Origin of the sequence: Hymenobacter telluris (genome assembly GCF_017313265.1) — a bacterium.
Taxonomy (GTDB): domain Bacteria; phylum Bacteroidota; class Bacteroidia; order Cytophagales; family Hymenobacteraceae; genus Hymenobacter; species Hymenobacter telluris.
On record NZ_JAFLQZ010000024.1, the window covers coordinates 33262 to 57174 of the forward strand.

Here is a 23913-nt window from a genome sequence, read left to right on the forward strand (position 1 = left end):
GTAATGTGATGGGAGTATTCCGGAAGGAAAAACCTGCTAGCTGGTAATGAAGCGGCCACAAGTAAAATGGCTGGTAACGCTGGCGCCGATACTACCTGGGCTTATAGCTTATGCGGTGTACCACGTTGCCCTTTTCGGATGGCATAGCTCAGAAAGCGTTGTAGATGCTGTAGCACCCAGGCATTATTATGAGGTTTCGGCTGGCCTTCCTCTTGTGGTGGCGCAAAATCAGGGTATTGCACTTCCTTTAACTGCGTAAATTCCTGCAGAGCACGATTAAACACGTCGTGAGCTAGGTCGGTACACAGAAACGAAGTCACACTGGGGCTGCGTTCCCTCTTTTTACTTGGATCATCGGGCAGGAAAACGCAGGACTCCGGATTGTTTTTTAACTCGGCAGCAAACTGCTCGTAGCCAGCGTTCAGCTCCCCAAAATAGGACAAGCCGAAAGTATCGGCCGGAATAGGTAATGGGGGCAGGTAGCGCTCACCTTGGGGTCGCAGGTTGTAGAGAATATTGCCGATACTGTTCTGACCGGGGTCGCGGTGCAGAAATACCACTGCTTTCACCGACCCCAGAGCCATAATGCCCGAGCACTGAGAACACGACTCCAACGACGTATAGATCGTAACCCGGTTTAAAAGCGTGCTGTAAGGCGTTCTGGCAGGAGTGAATGGCTCCCCAACCGTGCCGGTCTGGCTGCCTGAGTCGGCCGTATCCCAATCGTCGAATAGTTGAGTCAGGCTAAAAACGCGGCGAATCAGGCGCGACTCTGCATGCTCTACCGAGCTAGCCAGAATCTCATTGTGATTGAAATCGAAATCGATAACCTCTCCTTGCCCATCTACGGCAATAGACGCAATATTATGACCTAGATAATCGCCACCAACATATCCTGACTGGTTGGGCTGACGTTGCTTAGCGCGCCACGGGTAGTTGCCCTGCTGCCCATATTTATTGCCATTCCAGTAGCAGGCGACCAGGGCCATCGTTAGCAGGCTGTAAAGCTGGTGGCGCTCACGCTGACCGGCTTCAAATTCGGTGACTGGTAGCAAAACTAATTCCTGAACCTGCCGGCTCCAGTAGGAAGCTAATGGTCCGGTGTGGGGTATGGGGGGATGCTGGATAGCCGCCATAATGAGAATAGAAGAAATAATATTAATTATGCAATATATAAACAGTATTCAATTCTTTCCCTCCTTTTGAAGTTGCGACAATAAAATATATATAAAATTCTGATTATACCTGTAGCCCATTGATTACCAAGTAGTCTGTACTAGACTGTAGGAGGCCCCGGCAAACTCACGATATACCATAGGTCACATAAGTCCAGCAAATGACGCTTGACCTATACGAAAGCAACATCACTAGTTCGAAATAGCACCCATTCATCTAGCAGTATTCCGCATAAGCCATTAGCAGCTAGGCTGTCCAGTGTATGCTGCACGAACAACATCAGTATAGGGCTGATCTTGTAGGCATATCGGTTCTGTGCTTCCGCGCCTTCTGTCTTTACCCCAAACGGCGGTTTGCTGAGTATAATCTCGCACTGCGCCGGGGGACTGCGCGATCAGACTGCCGTTCTGTTCTTGCCCGATCATTGTGTTGCCGTGCCAGATGTGTGGGACGTCCACCCAGTACAGAATCGGGTTGACCAGCATAATCTGATAAATACCATCGTCCTTCTCTCAACCATAGGCCCTAAAGCTTAGTGTTGGATACGCTGTTGCCGTGTTTGACCCTACTAATAACTGAGTAGGGAAGCAGTAAGCTTTGAATCCAATCATGTCAGCTTGTTGAGAGTTGGCTATTACTTAGCGCCCACATTCCGCTTTAAAACATAACCTGTATCTAGGCAGTAAGCATATCACGATTTAGTTTTCAGTAAAAGTTAATAGAAACCAGACTACATGTTCTTGCGTCCGTTATATCTCTTCAGTATAGACTAATCAGTAACGAGGTCAAAATATCATCGTGACTGTTGCAGAATGTGCTATCCGGTTTGCTATTGCGCTTGTAGCCGGAGCATGCAAGGTCAGAAGCAGTTTACCGACCAAAAGGTCACGCGCTTTCGCCTCTGAGCACGTACCGCTGCACATTGTTCATCGCCGATTAGCTGAGCTGGTTGACTGGCGATTTCTTTACAAAGAGACGCAAACGATCTACAGCCACACCGGCTAGCCCTCGCTTGTCCCCGTCGTGTTCTTTAAGCTCTTGCTCGTAAGGCGGTTGGAGAATCGGGTCAGCGACCGGCCCCTCGTAGAACCCTGTGCCCTACGGCTTGATATTCTCTATTTCCTGGGCTACGAAGTTAATGAATACTTGCCCTGGCATTTCACCATCAGCCGCACCCGGCAGCTGTATCCACTGGAAGTCCTTAAGCGTCTATTCGACCACGTCTTCGCCCAATGCGTCGTTCAGGATCTGGTCGCCGACAGCACCCAAGCGGTGGACTCGGCCCCGGTCAAAGCCAACGGATCGCTCTATAGCTCTGCGAGAAGCAACCTCTGGAAGCAATCGTCCCGCGGATGCAGCTGGCGGGGAAGCCGGATCAGAAAGCTGCGTCCCAGTCTGTGGCGGCCATCTTAGACACCTCAACGCACGTATTAAGCCGCGTGGCTAATCGACAAGCCCGACACCGGACCGGGCACTTTGGGTCTGAGCGCCCCCGTACCCGTTTGGTGAGCAATAAAACCCATTACAGCCCCACGGATCCCGAAGCGCGCATCTTCATTAAGCTCGGCAAAGCCCGGGCATTGAATTACCACTGTAGCCTAGCCGTGGACAAGTCCCACGGCGTGATCAGCCACGTCCAGGCCGACTTGGCGGACTCTCGCGACATGTGCACTTGCCCCAACTCGTCAACCACTTGCAGCAGCGCTTGCTCGCTCAAGGCGTGCCCCTGCAAGATCTGGTGGCGGATACGAGTTACTCGACCAGTGTGAATTACGCCTTACTCGAGCAACAGGGCATCACGCTCTGGATCCCCGTGTTTGGCAAATACAAGCCCGCCGTGAAAGAGTTTGCCTACGATCTGGATAGGATTCCTTCACCTGTCCGGTGGGCAAGTTGTTGTCCTTTCGCAGTTACGAGACGAGTCTGGACAGCGGCCTGTTTAAGACCTACTGAGCCTCCACCTGCGATTGCCGACTTTGCCCACGCAAAGCGATATGCGCCCCGAAAACCAACAAACGTAAGGTGACACGCACGGCCTGACCCGCACTACCGATGGGCGCTTGCCTGGCAGTAGAGCCGGCAAGGGCACCGGATGCGGCTCGTGCGCCAAAGCACGGTGAAGCCCGTATTGGGAGGCCTGCTACAGCACTACGGCCTGCGTCAGGTCAACATGTGCGGCCGGGTCAGCGCCCATGAGACAATGCTACTGGCTACCATGGCTTACAATCTGAAGAAGCTGCTCCAGTATCGTCCTCAACAGCAACTAGGGCTCGCCTTCGCCCTACCCAAACCTCCTGCGCCGCCTACAGCCCGCCCTCTCCACGAGGAAATAAGGGCTACTGACAACCAAACGGCTCGATGTCATGAAGGCACCTAGCCGTTGGCAGTTCTGCAATAGCCACCATAGGTTTCTCGCCCTATCCCTTTCCTTATCGATTCCGCAACATACACTCTAAAAAGTAGGGCTAAGAAGTGGGGCCAGAAAGAAAATGGCGGTTGTCTTTATGATCCTAACTTTTTGAACCGATATTACTTGCTTCTGTCTTAGCCAAATAATAGTTTGTTAGCAAGTAGTAAAAACAGCCTTGTAAGGTAACTAGAAGAACTTCTCATCTAGGTTGTACGATGGAATAAATGTTTTACTAAACAGTGGCCTTTAGTAAGACAGCCTAATTCTTTTCCCTGAGGATAAATAGCTAGGGTATAATGCGTCCTGCACTAATGGCAGCAGTAATGCTGTGCTAGCCGGTACTTACGAATATGCTACTAAGGCAATGAGGTAACCTTGTATTATAGCTAAACCACGAGTATCCTCACCTCTCTTGCCAAGATGGCACGTAGTGCCTAACATCACCGCTAAGGCCAGTATTGCGGGGCGTGTGGATAGATTTGATAGGCAAGCGATGGGCTTTTGTACTAAGCCAAACAGCCATGCAAGCAAATAATGGGACATTTGACAGATGAGCCGCTTTTTTGGTACTCGCATTTTAAAATTTCGTTGCTGATACCAAACACTCTTCTACATCACAGTGCATTTACCTGAGTTTAAGTCGGCCGCTAACTTTTTAGCTTTTCCTGTTACTATTTGCCCATTCTTATAGCGAACAGTTAAAATTGTATTGCGTGGAATTTTATCTCCGTCATATTTAGTGATATTCGCCAATACAGCTGCTCCTTGTAATTTTCTAGTAATAACTGCCCGATTCATATCAGTAATAACTGCATCAACCGTTTCACTATCCATGAGTACTGGAGGTTTTTGTTTGCTGACACGCCACTTTGGCACCAAGCTCAATGCCCGTTCATAGAAAGTAGTCTGCTTGGCTATGTTTCCTGTTTGCGCATGAATACCACCTGCTAAGTAATAAATTGCAATGCAATCACCGGGTAATGATGACTCATCTTCGGCATCAAGTCGCTCAGTCAGGTAGCTGATGAAACGTAATGCTGTAGAGAAAATATTCATTGCCTGATAGGTAACAGCTCCTCTTATTACAAACTCTAAATCACGATAATTTAGAAGCCCGTAATCAGGTGAACCTAACATAGATTCAAGTGCGACAATAGCTCGTTTAGCGAATGTTTCGTCATTTTTATCAATGCATAGAGCAATTCCTTGGAGACATTTTGCCGTATAATTTTCTGTAATATTAGAACACTTTAATGCTAAAGTAAAAATTCCTTCTACCCCTGATGAAAGACTTTCGATCTTCTCTATCCCAACTTCATATAATATTGCATAAATAGGCTTTGCGCCATTATAATAGTGTATAGCACATTCCTCTATTAAGGCATAATAGTCATGTTGATAGAAGTTGTATAGAACGCCTAGTGATTGGCGTAATGATTTTTCAGTAAAATCAATATCGCTCTCTATTTTAGGGAGTAGCGACAAGGATTTGTCAGTAATTAATTTACGTAAGCGGTTGGCATATAAAATTTTTTCTTCAACAGAGCTAGATAAAATCAGGCCAACCAAAATTGACGGTTGCATTTCGGATACCGCACCAGGTAAAGCTCGTTCAAAATAAACACGAGATTCCGCTTCACTTCCCAACCGCATGTTAATGAGTGCGAGCCTGAAATTGGCCGAACTGACTATAGAATTTTTATAATTATCAGGCCATTCTGACTGCGTAACTTGTGCAATAGCGCTTTGAAGAGCTTCTATTGCGGTAGAATAGTTCTTATCAAAACTATTGGTTAATTTAAAATTGGCTTGGTTGATTATAGCACTATAATATATTTGATTTTTCACACCATGGTCAATAATATTTTGCATAAGCTCAATACCTTCGGTTACATAGTTTAAAAAATTTAGATTTAATGCTCGAAGAAACTGTGCAAAATAATAATCATCAGGATTTTCCTCACGGGCAACATTATACTTGTCTAGGTATTCATTAGATTGAATATAGTTTTCTAGCTTATGGTATGCATTAGCTATTGAAAATAAGGCTTTGTTACGATTGAAATTGTCTAAATTTGTATTTTCTAAATATAGATTGATTGAAGCAATGCCCTCAGTGATTTCTCCAACTGACAGTTGTTCGAGGCCAAAAGTGTAAAGATCTTTCTGTTGCATTTCAGCTTCTCGTAGCCAATTATCCGACAATGCCGCTTCTAGAATCTTATTCTTAATTTTTGGAACTTGCGATTTGAATTTAGAGGCAGTTATTCCATATAAATAGAGTTGGCCGGCACTTTCATCCGAAATATTATCGCCTTTTTTAACAGACTTTACTGCATTACGAATGAGTGAATTTTTCAACACCACATCCCGAATATGATCAACTGGTGCCTTGTTGTATTGCAATAAGTACATTTCCTGAACTATATCATTTACTGTATCAGTATCAATGCGATTCCCAGTCAATAATTTATCTTCTAATGCCGAGCATAATTCATAAGTTATACGCGGATTACCAGAGGTCCATTCATATACCCTGGCCTTTACTTCGTGGCTGATTGCTAATTTTGCTTTCTCTACAAAGACGCAATGTTCTTCAAAAGTAAAGTCGTCTAAGAATATCTGTGTTGCAATATTGAATGGAGAATTATCTTTGTTTTTAATCAACTTTGCCGGCTCAATTACACCTGATAGGATATATGTTATATTGTGTAAAACATTGTGAGTGTTGCGCATAAAGTATACGCTACGAATCTGGGCAAATACTTCGTCGGAGAAAGTTGCTTTAGCAAGTGCGTCCACTTCGTCTAAGATGAGGACGAGCGTACCTGGTAATTCCCGTAAAATCAAGCGTAACTCTTTATCATATTCGCTAGAGGCCGAAACAGTAGTAAAGGACTCACGTCTACGTTGCATAATTGCATGTTTAGCCTGAGATAATTTATCTTCTTCCACCTCCAATATTGTATCAATAATGTGTTGGAAGTATTGGCTTGAACTTTCGTAAACAGCTGCAGACAAATCAAAATAGATGATGGTCCGGTTTTCTCCTTGCAACTGCTGTTTAGCATGTTGTAACAAGCTAGTTTTCCCCATTTGCCGGGCAACCGAAATATAGCCTGGACGCGACATTTCAGTAATGACAGTAGCCAGTTGGGCGTCAGCATCACGGGTGACGTAGAGTTCTATAGGAACACTAACTGATGATTTTATTACCTTTTCCATGTCTGTTAGCTTCTGGCGACAACGTATTCAATGACTTGCTCTAGAGTCTGTTGCTTATAATTTAAAGCGTATTGATGTACAATATCTTTTGCTATTCTAGGAGACTGGGAGGCCTGAACCACTATACTCTGCTCTTCTCTAGCCAGTAAATGTCCAATTGTATTCATTCTGCCCAGTAGTTGTTCTATTTCTTGGTCATTCCAATGGGTTAATTCAATAAAAGAGAACTGCTCATTGAACTTGGCGATGTTGTAATGGTAAATTGCTGGTTGTTGAATAGTTGAGATGATAAATTTCAGAACTTTAGAGCTCGCTCGGCAGTTTCGGTACTCGGCGCAGACGGCGGTCATACTGTTTACAAACTCTTCAAACACAGCTGAATCCTTTATATGTACTTCGTCAATGCAAATGATAAAGTTGTCGGTAGGAAATAAGTGTGCTAGCAGGTGTGCTAATTGTTTAATGTCACTAGTGCTTTTATAAGTGAAAGTGCGCAACTGAGTAGGATATTTCTCCGTAATATCTTCCGCTATCATTTGTAGGATAGCCGTTGCATTACGTGGGTTTGGTAAAGCAGTCAAATAGCAGTAAATATGCTGGATTGTCTGTTGTTGCAAGTTACGGTTAGCTAGGCACGTTTTACCCGTACCAGAGGCTCCATGCAACCAGATGTTCTTTGGTGAAAGTAGGCAACGTAGAAAAACTTCGTCCACCTCACGGGCTACATAAAAGGGCTCGTAGTCTGTAGTGTATTCAGGCGTGAATAATTGTCGAAACCTCTCCTTATTAAACGTGGGGGTAATAGTGGTAATAGAAGGCCCATCCACAACTATACCGAGGGCAACCAATTCTTCCACTACTTGGCCTAAAAGCATGACACCTACATCCTCTCCTTGCTGATAGCGCAGAACCCCACACACCTTTGCATCTACAACCAGCGGACTACCCGATAACCCCTCAAGATTATACTCAGGACTGACGCCATTCACTTCAAGTGTCAGTGGCCAAGGGGCTAGCGCATTGTACTGGAGTACCTGGCCTCTGTAAACGCGTCCTGATAGTAGGTGAAGGGAAGGGAATCCAAATGTTTCCCAAACTGCCTGCTGTGGAGGCTTTGCAGAGCTTAAAGGTAAAGGGGTTGAGTCAGCAAATGGCTGGGGCAAACGCAGTATAGCTAGGTCAAGCGCTGCTGAACCTAAAAGCTCTACGGTAGCCGATGTTGTATATTCACCAGTAGGTAGCAGAAATGTAACAGTCAAATCCGTCACATCATGAACAACGTGGTTAGCCGTTAGCAGCATGTCTGGGGCAATAAGAAAGCCCGTACCATGATTTCCGCCAGCAACAATCCGAGCTACGGTGGTTTGAAGTTGCGTAAAAGGAGGGATAGACGACATTTACTACGAAAGTAATAAGCACCGTCTAGTCGGCCTATTCTCCTCTTGTATGTCTTAATTAAAAGCCGAACCTTACTATTCTAGGCACAGATGAATGGCGTAAGGAAGTGATGTACATAATCGTCATTATTTTAAAAACAAATAAGTTGCTCCAATTACTGGCCAAGCTATCACTGAAACAGTGCCTATCAAATGATTGAGGTTTAAGATAAAGTTTGAATAATTCGGGTTCAGCGTATTGCAATCAGTAACTAGTGAGAATGCTTGTATCTCTCAAACATAAATATCGTTAGGACTACCTGTCCAATATTATGACGCAACCTTTAATTATTACTCTATTGCCAGCGGAGGATGGCGACTGCCTACTATTAAGTTTAGGTACTGAAGCTCACATATTGATAGATGCCGGCCGCAGCTCTACTTACACCGGGTACCTGCGACCACTGTTGCTGACCCAGGCTACGAATAGGCAGCCGCTAAACTGCTGCATCATCACCCACATTGATGCCGACCATATCACAGGAGCGGTGAATGGGTTGTTTGCGGAAAACGGTGATGCCAATAGCCCACGCCTAATTCCTATCCAGCAGGTATGGCACAACAGTTATCGTCACCTGTTCTCCACGCTGGAATCAATGGTTGACACTCTGTCGGTCGCCGACCAAACTGTATTACAGCAAATCATCGCCCGCGGAAAAATAACACTGGCCAGCGGCCCGGCTCTTGAAGCGCACCCCATCAGCGCCCGACAAGGGACAATGCTCGGGACATTATTATTGCGGCATGGCTACGCTTGGAATACCGACGCCGGGCAGGAAGCTATAAAGGTGCCATTGGTAGCTGAAGTAGCCCCAGGAATAGTGCTTAAGGTGCTTTCGCCTAGTTTGACTGGCCTGCAAAACCTGGAGAGGCGTTGGCGAAGGACTCTCAGGGCAATGGGCTTCTCCAGCCAGTTGCACAGCGGCGCACCCTTCGACGACGCCTATGAATGGTGGCTACTTACAGAGAAATCGGATCTATCTGCTTTACCCCGGCTTATTGGTGCCCCTTCCTCGCTGACGGCTCATTTGAATACTCAATTTCGAGAAGATACTTCGTCTGCCAATGGCAGTTCCATTGCTTTGGTACTGGAAGCCGATGGACGGCGGGTACTGCTGCTTGGCGACTCGCATCCCTCGGTGGTCATGCACGAATTGGAATGTCATTATGCCAACGAGCCGCGCCCATGGTGGTTTGATTGCATAAAGCTCTCTCACCATGGTAGCTTTGCTAACAACAGTCCAGACCTGTTACAAGCCACCGATTCAGACTGTTACTTATTCTCTACCAACGGTCGGCATGGGCACCCCGACGCAGCTACCATCGCCTGGGTTGTAACCCGGCCTATATCCCGTACTGGTCAAATACGCCGCCTCGGCTGCAACTACGAAACGCCCACCATGCGCCAATTTGCCCGTGCTGACTGGCAGACCCAATATCATTACCAGATAGAGGTCGCGCCAACCGGCCAACCTCTGATAGTTTCATTATAAGTACTGCCTATTCTGCAATTTTCTACACTGCAACACACAATCGCTCTAGTCATGCCTATTGATAGCTGGGGTGCAAACGTCGGCTACCACGGCGTACAAAACGTTTATACTAAACTGTTACGTTTCTGCTGACAAACGCTAAAGCTTATCTGAATCACTTTGGTAGATCATAAGCGGCTGCCCTTGAAAAGCATGATGTAGCTAGTGACGCGCAAGTTGTGCAAGGCACACGCCACGTCTATGGAAGTGTCGCGCACTCACTCGCATTGTCACTGAGATCATGCGCAGGCATTTTATACCGCTGTTTGTGTTTTCAATGACTATGTAATTTATTAGAGAGCTTCTGCTAGAAAATAAATTTGCGCTTTGGCTGCTTCTTGTGGGGTATCTCCACCACTACTCAGGCCGGGCGGAAAGTAAATCGTCAAATTCGATCATATGCAGACTGTCTAAAGCTGTAAATAGCAGGTAAGACACTAAGTTTTTTCACAGGTAGAAGAACATGCTGCCCATGAATAGAATAAGCTAGTTACAAAGTTGTCAAACTTCACAGGCTGTCAGGGGAGCAATTGCTGAGGGAAAAATAGTCGTGAACAAATCAAGACGGTAGATTCATAGGAACATACGCGGCTGGAGTATGCTTTCTGCGCTTATCAACGCTCTCATCTACAACCTCATAGCTGTTATTGGCGACCCCAATAGATCTTAACTGTCGACCCAGTACGCGATAAAACCACGTCATTGAAGCACGCATTTCATCGCCAAACCAAGGTTTGTAGAAACGCAGGAACTCCTCGTCAACACCCAACCCTAAGGCAACTGCTTTTTCCTTCATCCAGTGCAGCGAGCAGTTAGCTAAACCGTCGTGCTCGTAGCCACCCCCGACGTTGGTATGCACACCTGCAAACCAGCGCTGCTCTAACACCTGATCGGAACTAAGATTTTCCCAGAGAGTAGGCTGAAACGTGCGGCGCTGTTCATCGATAGCTAAGGCATGATACGCGTGACGGATAATTGGGCTGAGACGGGTATCATGAAATTCATAGCGGCGGCGATTTAACAGCGTAAACACATTTAAGGGAAGCCCCAACGCTCCTACCGTGTCCCACACGCCCACAAATTCGATGGCAATGGTATGAGAATAGTGGGCTTCTCGGAAGGTCTTCACTTGTTGCTGCCAAGCAGTTTGGTTGTTTTTAGCAGGGGGCCGCTGGCGGTACAACGCGTATGCTTCCGGCACAAAGAAATCATGTGTTTTCGGCAGCAGACCTAAGTGCTGGATAAATCCGGCTAGGCTTCGGACGCTGTAAGCTCCGCGGCTAAAGCCAAAAAAGAATACTGAATCACCTGGTGCATAATTGTAAAGCAAAAAGCGGTAGGCCTCTCTGATGTTGCGGTCTAGGCCTGCTCCAATTCCTCCGCCTAGCCAACGATCTAGGCCTGGGTTGTTACCCACCCCTTCATCGTAATACGTAACTTGCACGGTGCCATCTGAAGCCACGGGTTGGATGGCTCTTACCATCTTCATCACGTTAGTTGGCTTGCGTTTGCGCCGGTCTACATTCTCGGCCTTATTCCACGTGCCGTCGCATAGCACAATTAGTCGTTTGCTCATAGAAAAGCAACTGCCGTTTAACGGCATGTTTAAAATATAATTTATGCGGCACTTCGAAAATTTGAATGATATAGAGTCCCTTTACATGCTCTTCAAGGTAGAGCAGTCTATTTTCATCTTACCCTTCAGGAGGCGTCAGGTAGAAGTATACTGAGTTAAGGATGTGGTTTCTATCAAACCTTCCTTAAAGTTTATATAAGTGCAGCAATATGACTCAAAACAAGCTCGGCTACTTATCAGACACTACCCTGTATGTTATCATCGAGTACCTAGTATATATCCTGAATTCAATTCAGGATTAAGTCTTCGCTTGACAAAATAGTTATTTCCTTAAAGTGCCAATTCAAGTGCTTTGAACTTTACATGCGCTAGCGACAACTAACACTTGGACTAAGTATAGCGAGTCGTGAGGGATTAGTTAATAATTGGTCTAAGTGGACCAGCTTTGCTCTACTAACTTAATAACGCCTGAATTAGCTGCACAGATAGAAATAAATTCTCTGCATTTATTTGAACGACTGGACTCAAGTCATATATACCGTGTACTGTTTAGCCAGAATACGATTAGCATGCTTTACAGTTTGGTAGCGTGCCTCACCCAAAGAGTCTAAGTCAAACGTGGTAGTTGATGTACAAGCTAAGTCGGACTCATTCATGAGAATGCATCGGCCCTGTGAGCGCTCAGTTAGTTCCTGCAATAATCGCTTATTCGGCATTGTTGTTCGCCAACGCGACGAGATACGCGTTCTATCCAGCGTTACCATCACTGCGAGGTCAGGACTGTTCATTAGACGTAGTCCTTTATCGAGTGGTGTGCCATTGAAGCTCAGGTGGTGCGAGACCTTATAAAATACTGTACGGTTGAGTAAGTCCTCTACAAAATGGGTTCCATTAGGACCCAGCCCTTTCCACTTCTCAACGGCGTGCCAGCCAGCCCAGTTGGCATATTCAGCGTCACCAGGCAGAAGCAGTACCGGGCCACCTTTGCCCAACTCAACGGCCAAGGCCAAACTCGTGTTGTTGATATGTGAATCCAGACGAATGGCTAACGTTCCCGCCGTGTACAACCATTCATTCTCAATATTGCGCCATGCTTGGTCAGGTCCTAAGTACTGGTCAAACAGCTCTTGGGCCTGCTCTTGGTGAGGAGGCACGGGCATTGTAAAACCGGTAGCTCCTACTACATAAGAAGAAGCGAACGGCAAGTCGGCCTCCGTCGGCTCCTGCCCGAGCGTAGCTAAACTGTTCATGGCCAGTACACCCTCACCCATCACCTCGTGCCGTCGGTAGGTGTCTTGGCCTTCCTTGCCTTCCGCATAAATGAAACGCCGGTCCAGCGAAGGGCCAAGTGCGTGAAAGCACACGCCAGGCAGTGTTGATAATGCCAGCGATGAGCCGGGTTTCAGGTAACGGATAGGTACTTGTTTGCGAACGAGCAGTTCTTTCACGGCTCGCATGCCTGCCAGCGATTTCTTAACTTTAGGTGACTCATCTAAATTAATACCACCCAGCGTATCCATACCATCTAAAAAGGCATCAAGGGCCACTAGGGCTTGCTTGTTAGCTTTCAAGTTTACCTGTTCGGCTCGGATCTGCGCCCGGTTAGTATGGAGCTTATCCAGCGCATTACGCAAGCCTAAGCGAGCCTTCTGACGTTTACTCAATAAGTCTAGCGCACGCTGATCCGGGTCGTTGGGATCTTCCGTCCATGCAAACCAAGCCTCTCCGATTTCTAACTGCTCAAATTCAGCCTCACATTTAGCAAACCCATTTATGTGGTCTTGGTGCTCATGCGTAATTACGAGCAGGTCAAGTTTGCCCTCCACATAGCTTATTAAGTTCTGCACATAAGGCAAAAACTCAGTACGGTCGCCTACGCAACTACCACAGTCGATGAGCATTGTAAATTGACATCTGTTAGATGCAAAAAACTTAAGCACTAAGCAATCGCCGGTGCCTAGGCAATACATGCGAATCTCCACCCGCGTAGTATCTACGGCATCTGGTTTAGTAGTCGGTGTTGCGATTGAAGAAGCTGTAGTCATAATTAGTGACTTAGTGTTGATGTAAAAAGGCGAAAGGCTCGCTCATCTGCTGTACATGTTCTCCAAAGTACTGGGTATAGGCGTTGTGATGCTGGTGCTGGCCCTTTTGCATATAGAGGTACTGCCGTTCAGCACGCGCTGCGTCTACCTGTGCTTGTTCTCCTCGCGACTTAGTCCAGATTTCCAAATCGAGCAATGGCTTGCGCACGACATACTTGAGAGTCATGGTATCCAAGTCTAGAATAAGGGTACAGCCGCCGCGAAATTGCATGCGTTGCGTCTCCTCGTCGCCTCCTTCCTCTTTCTTGTCTTGCAGGTTGAAACAGCCGGCCACCTTATCATTTCGTAAACAAACGCCGCTACGCTGCACCAAATAGAATACGACATGGTTGATTTGAAGTCCATCAGGGCCCACCCGGCTAACGAGCCGCAGATTCAGCAATTGGAAAGAGGGACCCGGGCCATAAGAAACCGTGTGCACACCCACCCGTTTGGGGTTGTCAATGAATGCTAGCCCAGTCAGGCTGGCAAATTCGGTAGAGGCAGCAAAGTGGTAGCCTATGTACTGGTGCAAGCCAGGTGTATCTCCATCAACTCCCGTATCTAACTTTTGAATAAAGTGCCGGGTTATTGCATTTATAATAGCCCGGTCGCTCTGGTATTTTATACTTACAGCATACTCCCGCAGCATGCTGTTGAGTTCGGCGAATACTTCCTGAGAAGCTACGGAGCGGGTATATTCTTCGCTGGTACCAATAACGGATAATCGCAGGCTCTCGACGCTCAGCGTTTTAATGCCTCGGGGATAAATCCCTCGCCGCCGAAATGCGTCAATGAAAGCCAGCCGGTAATGATATCGATCATCGCGCACCGAATCTACGTCAGCCGTGATCAACGCTCGCAGGAAATCGCCAAATGTAATATCAAGCGGCGGGCAGTAGTCTAATGCTCTAATGCACATCGTGAGTACGTGATTTGCTGCCTTAGCCGCTTCGGCAGCCAAGCGATTTACCAAGTCCGGGTGTAATTCCCCCTGGGCCAAAATGCCACTGCCTCCGGAGGCGATACGCAAGAGATCCGCAATCCGCACCTTGTATATAGATAGGAACGCCTCAAACACAGCGGCTACTAAAATACTGCCACGTGCATGCGGTTCGGTCTGTTGCCGATATTCATCGCCATTTGGTTCTTTAGGCTGCCACTGTCCTGTGTTAGGATCACGACGGCCAATAGCGTCGCGTAAGCCACCATAGCCACCTATAGCCGTTCCAAACTGCTGTGCTAGTTCACCCAGTAGGTTTTGGGAGGTCAGATCGCCCCGGGTGCGCGCAATTTGATGACGTAGCACTTCCGGAAATGTGAATCGTTGAAATAAGGCTACTATATCAGCAAATGCCTCGTGGAAGGCGAGTACATCAGGATTGGTTGGCTCGCTGTAATGCTCATAGATACCATCAAGAATAGCATGCGTCACCTCATGAGCGATAATATCGTGGCTCAGGCAAGTAAACACCAACGAGTCAGGCATGAGTTGGGTATCGTCAGCAGGGGTAGAGGAGAAATAACCAAACAGTACGGCCTTCTTCAACGGGCTGTAGTACGCATTAGCGTCGCGCATGGCATGCGGATAAAGACGCAATCGAGGGACATACTCTTCGTAATTCGGGCCATCGAGCGTGCGCCGCTGGGCCCACTGAATTTTGCGGCCTAATGCTTGTTCGAAATTTTTGATCGTGGTCATCGTCACCGCGTACACCATCTGCTGATGAAACTGCGGGTTGCTCTCGCTCGGCTCCAAACCGTTTTGCGCCAGCAGGTAGCGGTCGTTTAAGTCAACTGGCAAGTAGAATCGGCGCACGGTCGGATCGTAGTCAATTACTTCTACATACTCTCCAACGGGCCCCGAAGCCACAGGCTCCCATTCGATCTTATAAGTGAGGTGGTTAATGGCTGCGGTGTCGAGACGCAGTGATAAAGAAGGATCAAAGCTATAAGCTCGCAGTTGGCGGAAATAGGGTGGATTCACAGAGCAGTAGCGTTAAGACCGAGAAACGTATTCAAACATCATTGGAGGGCGCGAAACCAACTAGTTGACAAAGTGCAACAAGCCTAAGCAAGGCTGAGAGCTGGCTAGTAGATGAATGGTAATAACTCCTGGTGTGTAGCAATAAGCAGGAATACTGGAAGCGGATTGGGTAGCTCTTCAAACTCCTGCTTAAAGCGGCGCACAGTTGCATGGTCTGTTGCACTCATGGCGCTAGGGCCCAGCGGATGGGTATGCCATTCCCCCACGTACCCTAACTGCCCGCCTGACTGCTCAACTGCCCGACCGATTGCCTCCGGTAAACCTTCTACGCCCCGGAAAAAACATACAGGTGTAGCCCGGCTATCTGGTGGGGCTAACACCGCGTCCACTACATGAATGACCTTGGTTTTATAGTTAACCTGCCCGATGAAGACGCCGCCCGTTTCATTGGGGTACGCTTTACGTAGGGCCAGCCGTACTGCCTTAGTTGCCTTAGGACACAGGCGTATCTGCCAACTCGAATCATTCAGTGCCGTGAGTACCTCACGTTTAGGCACTAGTATCCGCTCGGTATTCAGCACCGGATACCCGTCGAAACAGGTTACCTTACTAAGAAAAACCTGTCCCTGCGCCGTCCGTTCAGCTCGTTTAGTCTCAGCTTTCAGAACTTGGGCCACGTAGGCGGCATGGGTGCTGATAACTTCATCGGCAAGAATGGTTGTTTCAGAATTACACCCGACTCCCACTGTGACGAGTGTACTTTCGCCGGTAGATGTGGCCTGCTCGCGTTGTAGCCACGCCGATACGGCCGGTCTGCGTTTGCCTTGTGCATATAAGGCCACCTGCAAATCGTCTAACCGTGGATTACGCTCGGTGCCTTCCAAGCTTAAAATACCCAGATTGCCTTGGTCGGAAATAACTGCACGGTTGATGGCGGCATGTGACAAATGGGGCTGGACTACCAGCGACGTAAAGAAAGCCTCAGAAGCCGTAAAATCTAAAATGTACTTTATTCCATTTAACTGTTCAGCGCTCTTGCCAATCCAGATAGATTCGCCTGTTTGCGGCAGGCCAAAGGCAACAAGTTCGGGTTCGTGTCGGTACAGGTTCTTGATAGTGCTAGCTAGAGCCAAGGCTTTATTGTTTCCCTCCGCCTCGGCGTGCAGTGCGTAGCGAACCAGATTATGCGGTGACACCTTATCCGAGTCCACTAAGACAAGATTGCCTGCTCCGTTGCGGGCTAGGTGCATGATTATTTTGGAACCCAACGCACCGCAACCCACAGCAAATGTGATGACCGGCAAGAGCGGATAGCTGCCTGATATGCTGCGAGCTTTGCGCAAAGTTAGCGGCTCGTTATGCGCCTGAAATCGAACCGCAGGGTTAGTAGTGATCTGCCCTTCCTGGATAGCAGATGAAGGTAAGTCCACAAAAAAATTAACAAACTCAAGGTCCGCCGAGAAACCAATAACAGGCTTAGGTCGACGCAACCCGCAGACAATAGGCAACTCGGGAAAAAAGTTGTAATGCTCATCGCCCTGCGTAATGAATTGCGTTAGTGCGCCCACATTCAGGCCATACGAAGTGCAGAAGGTCTGAAATTCCTCCCAGCTTTGCGGCAGATTAACGGAGTAGTGTGCGTAGCTATCGGATGTGCTACTCCACAGTAGATACCCTATGTGGTATTTTTTGACCTTAAAGGTTTTATCAGCCAGTAACTCCTTGGTTGCCTTAATATAATCTAAAAGCGTAGCATGGTATGTTTCTGGAGTTATTAGCTTCACAAACCGAAAGGCCGGCTTTTCCTCTTCCTTGGCCATATTCTCAAACAGAACCATGGCAAAGTTCTGGTTAGGCTTCCAGGAGTCTTTAGCTTCAATGATGGCAGCAAATTGATCATACGGGTAAATGATAGTACCCGTATATCCCTCTAATCGTAGAGGGTCATACTGACCACTGTCCAGCGTTAAATTTCCTACGGCCGCATCGCGGAGCCAGTTACCAGTACGTGTAACAACATCGCGCAGTCGCTTATTGGCATACCATTCTTTAATGCTGCCACGCACTAGACAAAAAGCGGGTGGCAGCCCAAGTTGGGCAATGTAGAGGTGAGCCAGCCGATCTTTGGGAAAATCCAACCGGTCCGTGTATACTGTTGGTGGTAGAGTCGGATATTGGGCTAGCGAGAAAGCTATAAAAACTGGTTCTATAGCTCGAATATCGAGGTCTTCATAGTTGCCCAGCGGCGGCAACTCAACCTCTACATCTAGTGGTAGCACTACCTGAGTGTCGGACCACACCAGCAGAGGCAATGGCGCCCCGCCCAAAAATTGTTGAAGGTCAGTTAGCGAATCCTGCAGTGCAGGATTCGCTAACTGACCTTCGTAAGAACTTAATGAGGAGCTAAACTTAGCGAGCGCCATAACCTGAAACCTTGTTGATGGCTCCCAAACCGGCCGCTCCAGCTCCGATGGCACTGCCTTCCGTTATTTTGGGCGGCACTGGCCCCTGTGCTGTCACCTCAAAGACAATGGGCTGGGGGGTCTTCTTTTTTACAATGTGCGTTTCAGTGTTCAGAAATTTGACGCTGCCTACCTTATTTACATACTGCTTCTTGGCTTGGTGGTGAGGTGGATTGTCGTCATTATCAAGGATAGCTTTACTAGAAGCAATAACCTTTGCATTCAGACGCTTGTAATCTAGAATGGCCAGAGAGCTATCTTTTGGAGTTGGATTGTCCTTTTGTGGGCAGTCGTTGAAGTACGTCCAAGAACAGTGATGAGGAGCTAAAAATAGGTCCCAATTCAGTGCTTGCTGGTTGATATGATTGTTGCTCTGCTCCGTTTTGGTTTGGATGATACACCAAGAGTAATGGTCCGCATCTCCGCCAAACATTGCTAGGCACGAGAAGTTCGTGTCAGCGGGTGACTGCTTGAAGCGAGCCTGAAAGACGATGCTGGCGGAGTTCTTAGTCTTTTCCTCATCATACAGTTGCTCCTTAAAGGGAGCATGCAGGAAAACCGAAAAAAGGGTTTGCTCTTTTTGGTTGAAGCTTGTGATGATGTTTCCTGGGATCTTACGCAGATGATTCAGCTTCTGGAAGCTATCATTGCCGTCATACCCGATAATCAAGATGCGGTTGCCTGGCTTATTGCTATTAGGGTCGCCTTTGAGGTGAAGAGCCACGCGTCGCATTACTTCCTGCTGCACATTGTCCTCTTCGTCGTTACTATGAATTTCCTGGATCATGGGCGAAAACCATATTTCATCCATGATAATCTCCTGGGCTTCTAGATTGGTCTTATCGTACTTTAGCGGATCGCCTTGGTAGAAGTTTTTCGTATAGCCGAGGCAATGATCTTTATCGCCGTGAGTCAGCACGAACACGTCCACGAACGGCTTACTCTCACGACGCTGAATAGATTGCAGCAGATCGGCTTTTACGTCAAACTGGGTTTCGTCGCTGTCACCCTTTGAGGACTCGCGGATGTTACAATCCACCATGATGGTGGTGTTGTCGGTTAAGGTGAGCAACGAGCAGTCTCCGTTGCAAACCGGATAATACTTAATGGTGGCAGTAGCCATGTACAAAATACCGGAAGTGACTATCCCAAGTGAAGTGCCAGCACTCGGCTACCAAGAGGTATACCGAAATGCGCCAAACGACTCAAGGCTATGGCCCGAGGAAATAATAACCTACAAGGGTAGTCGGTGGAAAGTGTCCAATCAGTGGACACGCTGAGCCAATCCACGGTACAACAAGAAGCAATGATAATGCGTAAATTGATAAACGCAATCTATCTTTGCGGTCATAATTACCGTGCGCCGCGCCTTCAGCTGGCTAGGCCGTTAACACGTGTAGAAGAAAGCAACAAACGATTGGACCCCGTAATTGCTTTCTCTGTTGTTAGTAATGGAGCCAGTCGCCGCGTCTGATGGCGGCTGGTTTTTTTATGGTGGAAGCATCAATGACAAGTGAAATGAGATAAATGCTGAAGAATTAGTTGGCCCTTGTAAGCAACTTACATGAGCTTAACTAGTCTATCATTTAGCAAATATACTAAGTTCAATCTTGCTTAGTTGCCTCTATAGGGTAGACAAAACAAATATTACTTACATGTTTGTAAACAAAACCCTCGTTAAAACAGCGTTCAATTCAGCTTACACATTGACTAAAAGCATCTTAGCTATATCTTGTTTAATGAGGTATTCAGCATGACAGCCTTTGCAGAAAATTTACGGGCAGCCCGCACGATGAAAGGGTGGAGCCTACAAGAACTGGCTGACCAAATTGGGAGTGTTAGCAGACAGGCACTCCATAAGTACGAACAAGGTTTAATGGAACCGGAAGGTGAGATACTGTCACTGCTCACCAAAGTCCTTGGGGTAGAACCAGGCTATTTTTTCCGGTCTAAGCGTGTGAGTCTTGGTCAAGTCGACTTTCGAAAGAAGGTTAAGCTCAGTGCGAAGGAAGCCGCCAGTATTAAAGAACACATCCGTGACTACGTCGAGCGTTACCTAGAAGTCGAAGAATTGCTTCGTATCTCACACCATTTTCAGGCTCCTTTTGGCTGGTGTTCGCAAACTAACTCACCTAAGCGCTGGCCTGTCACTACTGCGGATGATGTGGAGCAGGCAGTAGTACACATCCAAGAGGCATGGGAGCTAGGAATGAACCCCATAACAAGCATTATAGATACGCTAGAAGATAAAGGTGTATGCGTATTTAGCGTACCCACGTCGTCTGCTTTCAATGGCCTAGCCACTTTTCCGAATGGTTTGCCAGTAGTAGTATTGAATGAACATGATACCCCAGAACGTCGCCGGTTTACGGCCTTGCACGAACTCGGACATCTTGTCTTATCCTTTGAGGGGCTGGAACCTAAGCTAATAGAGACATTTTGCCACCGTTTCGCTAGTGCTTTATTATTACCTAGAAAGGTAACTACGTGGAAATTCGGCGCAACTCGCACCCGAATATCGCATTATGAGTTGAAAGCAGTTAAAGAGCAGTATGGGATCTCTGTGCAGGCTATAATGCGCCGCTTATCGGACTTGGAGATCATTACAGCTGGTCACTATAAATATTTCTGCATTAGAATGGCGAAGAATAAGTTAGAGACGGGTTATGGAAGTTATGCTGGTGAGGCTGCTCGACCACAACGTTTCCGGCAACTGGTACATCGCCTCATCGCAGAAGACGTTGTGTCAGTTAGTAAAGCAGCAGCGCTGGTTGGCACGAGTTTGAGTGCTTTTCGCAATGAATATTTATCAATTGAAGAATGCGATACGACCAATTTGCCATCCAAGACGCCGAGTTATTCATAGAATTGGAGGCGGCTGATTTACTCGACCCAGTGTTCCAATTGCCATTTACTTATTCTACTACCTGCCTGCTATGGGAAGGGTTAGATGGGCCGTCTCAGTGTGCAATAGAGCCATATCGTGTTGCCGGTCGCTTAGAAATAGTTCAACTCAGTCATCAAGACCAACTTCGAGCAGCAGTATTAGAGGCGCAGGCTGATGGTTTAACCCTGGCGGAATGCTCAGTGTACCAGTTAGCTCATGCTAATAACTGGCCCATGTTAGCACTCTGCAATAGTTTATGTCGCCGCTGTTACGTACCACCAGTGCAACTTTATAATATGTCTTGGTTAGTCAAGCAACTTGTTGCAAGACGCCATATGACACGCCCCGAAGCTATTTCAGCGTCTAGGCGGCTTAGCCAACTCAATCCGCGCTTGCGAGTACAATATAATCAACTGGAGGTGGAGCTAAAAAGTCCCTTGATAGCTCCAGTAGCATAACTTTATTAAATAAAGTAATTCAAACTACGTCAGTTCTACCATTAGGAGCTATGCCATCCTCCATTTGAATTAGTAGTGAGTTTAGTGACATTTCTAAGATAATCGCACAAACAAGGTCATGGCAATAGGTAGCCACAATACTATTTTTGAAGAGCTTTCTGTCTAAAATACTTATCCACCCAAGCTGGGAGAATATCCGTCTTGAATGTAACCTTACGACCTTCTTCTATTTCAGCTATTAGCTGTGGGGCCACAGACGAGTTGTCAAAGATAAAAGCTCTGTTGACCAAACGCACTGCGTCGAATAGTAAGTCTAATGAGCGGCTGTAACGGGAAATTATTTTGTCGCGAGCCACATCATGCCCCTTTTTCTGAACCCGGGCTCGAACACGACCTACATTTATCTCAGGGTCTTCAGTAGCAACAAAATACAGATAGGTACGGAAACCAGCAGCTTGCGCATCTCGCAAAAAGTCCACTTTCGAAGAGTGGGACATTACCGTTTCAAAGGTGAAGGTCTGCTGCGTATTCAACAAGGCGTGACGCAGGAAATCAGCAACTCGAGCCGCTAAGTATGAATCAACTTTAGCACGGCTGAAGAGCAGCACGTTTTGTTCAATGCGCAAGTGACGTGTTTCGCGTTGACCAGGCTTTATAGCTGCTTGCTTATCTTCTGTATACCAAAAAGCTTCCAGATCTGCTTGCGTAAGCTGTAGGCTCCAGTCATGAAGATTTAGCAATCGTAGATTGCGGTGCCGAAACTGAGCTTTAAGACGAGCCTCAATCTCATCCGCATTAACGAGAACACCAAGGTTGACTTCCTCTTGTAGAGAAGGTACTAAAAAAGACTTGCCGGACCCATTGGGTCCGGCAAGCATGCGAAGCCGTGGAATATGTTCAATCAAGGAGCAACTCAGTTTCGGTAATGCGCACAGGTTGGTTTGCCAACTGTTTGCGGACTACCCTTCGGGTGTTATCCGGACGTATTTGAATAATTTGACCTTTGTCAAGTACCGTTATAGCAACACCTCGTTGCAAATTCTCTATCGCAACCCGACCTGATGCATTTTTTAGAACACGTTTCAAGCCTGTAGAGGTAAGCTCTGCTAGTTTCTTCCGTGCCATATAATTCTAGATGAGGTGATACGTAGGCAACGAAGATAGTGATTGTGTGGTTCAGTCCAAGAAGATAACAATGACGGAATTTATTCTTATCCGATGATGAGAGTTGCTTAAAGTTCTGTCACATTCTTAGCACGATTCACAGCCTCAATCAATTGGTCGATTGTCGACTCTGTTGCAATTAATATCAGTTGATGCAATACGGCATGATAAAATTCAGCTTGGTTAGAGCTTAAGTTTTGAGAAGCTTTTTCCAATTCGTTCAAGAAATCAGTTCGGTCTTGCTGGGTAAATGCCATTGTCTTGTTTTTAGGGTAGTTGAGTGGAGCGGACTGTCTTGGAGGATATAACATGCTTTTTTATTTCTTCTTATTGCAATATCTACTTAAAGATGAAGTGATCAACTTATGGAAGATAGACTTAGACTTTTGTTAAAAGGCGCTGCGGCCCCAGGTTTTAGAGGCCTAGGCTTTGGGCAGCATTGTAGGACACCACGTTGTTAAGCTGGGTATAGCGCTCAATCATGGCATCGGTCTTTTGCTTGGTCTGGTTCTTAATGGCCTTGTGCGATTGGCCGTTGAGCACGGCCGTGGTCACGAACGAAACCCGTAACGAGTGGGCCGAGTACGCGGGTCCCAGCCGCTTTTGCACCAGCTTGTTAATCGAGATATCGGAGAGTCGCTTCGTAGAGGGAACGGCCAGTTGCCCCGGCGTGGTACGCGGAATTTTGACGAACAGCGGCCCCGTCGTGCGGCCCAGTAAGTTCAGCCAGGCCCGCAGGCAGCGGACAGGGCAGAAATCCAGCGTCGGCGCGTAGAAAATGGCTTTGTCCTCGACGGCGCCATACTGGTTGGTTTTGCTTTTGGCCAGGTGCACCAGCAAGGCGCGCTCGGTGAACTCCAGCTGCTCGATGTTCAACTCCACCAGTTCCGAACGCCGAAAGGCCCCCGCGAAGCCCAGCAGCAGCAGGGCCCGGTCCCGGATGCCGGCGGACGTGTCCAGGTCGATGCGGCGAATGGCCTGCTTGAGTTCCTCGACCGTGAAAGCTTGCGCCTGGACTTGCCGCTTGCCCAGGGTGCGGGTAATGCCTTCCATCACGAGGTTGAGCGCGTCCAGGGTAGCCGGCAACCGGTAGCCGGCGAGTTGGTGCGCTTTGCGGATAGCGGCGAGGTGGCGCTTGATGGTGGCCAGGGCGTGCGGCCCGGTGAGCGGTTGCTGGCCCTTCTTCCGCCTACCCTCTCTGGGTGCGGACTCGGGTTTCTCAGAGGCCAGGTACGCCACGTACTCTGTGAGCGTGTCCACGTCGGCGGGCATGGCTTGCAAGCCGTGCTGCTCGCAGAAGGCCACGTAGCCTTTCAAGTCAGAGGTATAGGCCCGCTCCGTATTCGCGGCGCCCTGCAGGCCGACTTCCAAGAAACCTGCGACCTTGGCCGACGCCCGCGCCAGTTGTGCACTGACCGATTGGTTAGCGTTGGCCGCCAGGACAAGAGAGAGGTCTTCGTTCATAGAAAGGTTTGGGTACTACTTGAACGAGAGACTCAGGAAGCTACCCTGATTA

General features: G+C 47.7%; 14 protein-coding genes and 2 pseudogenes. 4 read left to right on the forward strand and 12 right to left on the reverse strand.

The window, feature by feature from the left end; translation table 11 throughout:
- Nucleotides 1–101: 101 nt before the first annotated feature.
- Together J0X19_RS22845 and J0X19_RS25285 are read right to left on the reverse strand one after the other, a co-directional pair.
- Nucleotides 102–1136 (reverse strand): cytidine/deoxycytidylate deaminase family protein, encoded by a 1035-nt coding sequence (locus tag J0X19_RS22845; RefSeq protein ID WP_206986733.1) that lies wholly within the window; start codon nucleotides 1134–1136, stop codon nucleotides 102–104.
- A 212-nt stretch (nucleotides 1137–1348) separates the two neighbouring features.
- A complete protein-coding gene (locus tag J0X19_RS25285; protein ID WP_206986757.1) occupies nucleotides 1349–1543 on the reverse strand; it encodes a DNA methyltransferase family protein in 195 nt (64 codons plus the stop codon).
- Between the two features lie 650 nt (nucleotides 1544–2193).
- On the opposite strand from J0X19_RS25285, the pseudogene J0X19_RS25290 reads away from it, so the two are divergent.
- Together J0X19_RS25290 and J0X19_RS22860 are read left to right on the forward strand one after the other, a co-directional pair.
- Nucleotides 2194–2589, forward strand: a pseudogene (locus tag J0X19_RS25290) (transposase); the annotation flags it as partial.
- Between the two features lie 676 nt (nucleotides 2590–3265).
- Nucleotides 3266–3553, forward strand: a pseudogene (locus J0X19_RS22860) (hypothetical protein); the annotation flags it as partial.
- A 642-nt stretch (nucleotides 3554–4195) separates the two neighbouring features.
- Here J0X19_RS22860 and J0X19_RS22865 read toward each other — a convergent pair.
- Both J0X19_RS22865 and J0X19_RS22870 read right to left on the reverse strand, forming a co-directional pair.
- Nucleotides 4196–6811, reverse strand: coding sequence for an AAA-like domain-containing protein (locus tag J0X19_RS22865; protein ID WP_206986736.1), 2616 nt, complete (start codon nucleotides 6809–6811; stop codon nucleotides 4196–4198).
- Between the two features lie 5 nt (nucleotides 6812–6816).
- Entirely contained in the window at nucleotides 6817–8208 is a 1392-nt protein-coding gene (locus J0X19_RS22870) for a serine protease (RefSeq protein ID WP_206986737.1), read from the reverse strand.
- A 311-nt stretch (nucleotides 8209–8519) separates the two neighbouring features.
- On the opposite strand from J0X19_RS22870, the gene J0X19_RS22875 reads away from it, so the two are divergent.
- Complete coding sequence (locus J0X19_RS22875; RefSeq protein ID WP_206986738.1) at nucleotides 8520–9740, forward strand: MBL fold metallo-hydrolase; 1221 nt, start codon at nucleotides 8520–8522, stop codon at nucleotides 9738–9740.
- Nucleotides 9741–10338: 598 nt separating this feature from the next.
- Here J0X19_RS22875 and J0X19_RS22880 read toward each other — a convergent pair.
- The 5 genes from J0X19_RS22880 to J0X19_RS22900 all read right to left on the reverse strand — a co-directional run bounded on the left by J0X19_RS22880 (nucleotide 10339) and on the right by J0X19_RS22900 (nucleotide 19011).
- A complete protein-coding gene (locus J0X19_RS22880; protein WP_206986739.1) occupies nucleotides 10339–11355 on the reverse strand; it encodes a DUF2235 domain-containing protein in 1017 nt (338 codons plus the stop codon).
- A 524-nt stretch (nucleotides 11356–11879) separates the two neighbouring features.
- The gene (locus J0X19_RS22885) at nucleotides 11880–13256 is read right to left on the reverse strand and encodes a ComEC/Rec2 family competence protein (protein ID WP_206986740.1); all 1377 of its coding nucleotides are present in this window, start codon (nucleotides 13254–13256) and stop codon (nucleotides 11880–11882) included.
- A gap of 154 nt (nucleotides 13257–13410) precedes the next feature.
- Nucleotides 13411–15426, reverse strand: coding sequence for a gluzincin family metallopeptidase (locus tag J0X19_RS22890; RefSeq protein WP_206986741.1), 2016 nt, complete (start codon nucleotides 15424–15426; stop codon nucleotides 13411–13413).
- A gap of 104 nt (nucleotides 15427–15530) precedes the next feature.
- Nucleotides 15531–17849 carry a ThiF family adenylyltransferase gene (locus J0X19_RS22895; RefSeq protein ID WP_206986742.1) on the reverse strand — a complete coding sequence of 773 codons (2319 nt, stop codon included), beginning with the start codon at nucleotides 17847–17849 and terminating at the stop codon, nucleotides 15531–15533.
- Nucleotides 17836–19011 (reverse strand): ComEC/Rec2 family competence protein, encoded by a 1176-nt coding sequence (locus J0X19_RS22900; RefSeq protein ID WP_206986743.1) that lies wholly within the window; start codon nucleotides 19009–19011, stop codon nucleotides 17836–17838. The genes J0X19_RS22895 and J0X19_RS22900 overlap by 14 nt, the downstream gene beginning before the upstream one ends.
- 630 nt (nucleotides 19012–19641) lie before the next feature.
- Here J0X19_RS22900 and J0X19_RS22905 point away from each other — a divergent pair.
- Entirely contained in the window at nucleotides 19642–20754 is a 1113-nt protein-coding gene (locus tag J0X19_RS22905; RefSeq protein WP_206986744.1) for a helix-turn-helix domain-containing protein, read from the forward strand.
- Between the two features lie 619 nt (nucleotides 20755–21373).
- On the opposite strand, the gene J0X19_RS22910 is transcribed toward J0X19_RS22905, so the two are convergent.
- From J0X19_RS22910 to J0X19_RS22920, 3 genes are all read right to left on the reverse strand, one after another.
- Nucleotides 21374–22138, reverse strand: coding sequence for a hypothetical protein (locus J0X19_RS22910; RefSeq protein ID WP_206986745.1), 765 nt, complete (start codon nucleotides 22136–22138; stop codon nucleotides 21374–21376).
- A 327-nt stretch (nucleotides 22139–22465) separates the two neighbouring features.
- The gene (locus J0X19_RS22915; protein WP_206986746.1) at nucleotides 22466–22654 is read right to left on the reverse strand and encodes a hypothetical protein; all 189 of its coding nucleotides are present in this window, start codon (nucleotides 22652–22654) and stop codon (nucleotides 22466–22468) included.
- A gap of 157 nt (nucleotides 22655–22811) precedes the next feature.
- The gene (locus J0X19_RS22920; RefSeq protein WP_206986747.1) at nucleotides 22812–23861 is read right to left on the reverse strand and encodes a tyrosine-type recombinase/integrase; all 1050 of its coding nucleotides are present in this window, start codon (nucleotides 23859–23861) and stop codon (nucleotides 22812–22814) included.
- Between the last annotated feature and the right edge of the window lie 52 nt (nucleotides 23862–23913).

Coding starts and splice junctions, on each gene's coding strand:
- J0X19_RS22845 (WP_206986733.1), bottom strand. CDS start 1,136: ATGGCGGCTATCCAGCATCCCCCCATACCCCACACCGGACCATTAGCT.
- J0X19_RS22865 (WP_206986736.1), bottom strand. CDS start 6,811: ATGGAAAAGGTAATAAAATCATCAGTTAGTGTTCCTATAGAACTCTAC.
- J0X19_RS22870 (WP_206986737.1), bottom strand. CDS start 8,208: ATGTCGTCTATCCCTCCTTTTACGCAACTTCAAACCACCGTAGCTCGG.
- J0X19_RS22875 (WP_206986738.1), top strand. CDS start 8,520: ATGACGCAACCTTTAATTATTACTCTATTGCCAGCGGAGGATGGCGAC.
- J0X19_RS22880 (WP_206986739.1), bottom strand. CDS start 11,355: ATGAGCAAACGACTAATTGTGCTATGCGACGGCACGTGGAATAAGGCC.
- J0X19_RS22885 (WP_206986740.1), bottom strand. CDS start 13,256: ATGCTCATCGACTGTGGTAGTTGCGTAGGCGACCGTACTGAGTTTTTG.
- J0X19_RS22895 (WP_206986742.1), bottom strand. CDS start 17,849: ATGGCGCTCGCTAAGTTTAGCTCCTCATTAAGTTCTTACGAAGGTCAG.
- J0X19_RS22900 (WP_206986743.1), bottom strand. CDS start 19,011: ATGGCTACTGCCACCATTAAGTATTATCCGGTTTGCAACGGAGACTGC.
- J0X19_RS22905 (WP_206986744.1), top strand. CDS start 19,642: ATGACAGCCTTTGCAGAAAATTTACGGGCAGCCCGCACGATGAAAGGG.
- J0X19_RS22915 (WP_206986746.1), bottom strand. CDS start 22,654: ATGGCATTTACCCAGCAAGACCGAACTGATTTCTTGAACGAATTGGAA.
- J0X19_RS22920 (WP_206986747.1), bottom strand. CDS start 23,861: ATGAACGAAGACCTCTCTCTTGTCCTGGCGGCCAACGCTAACCAATCG.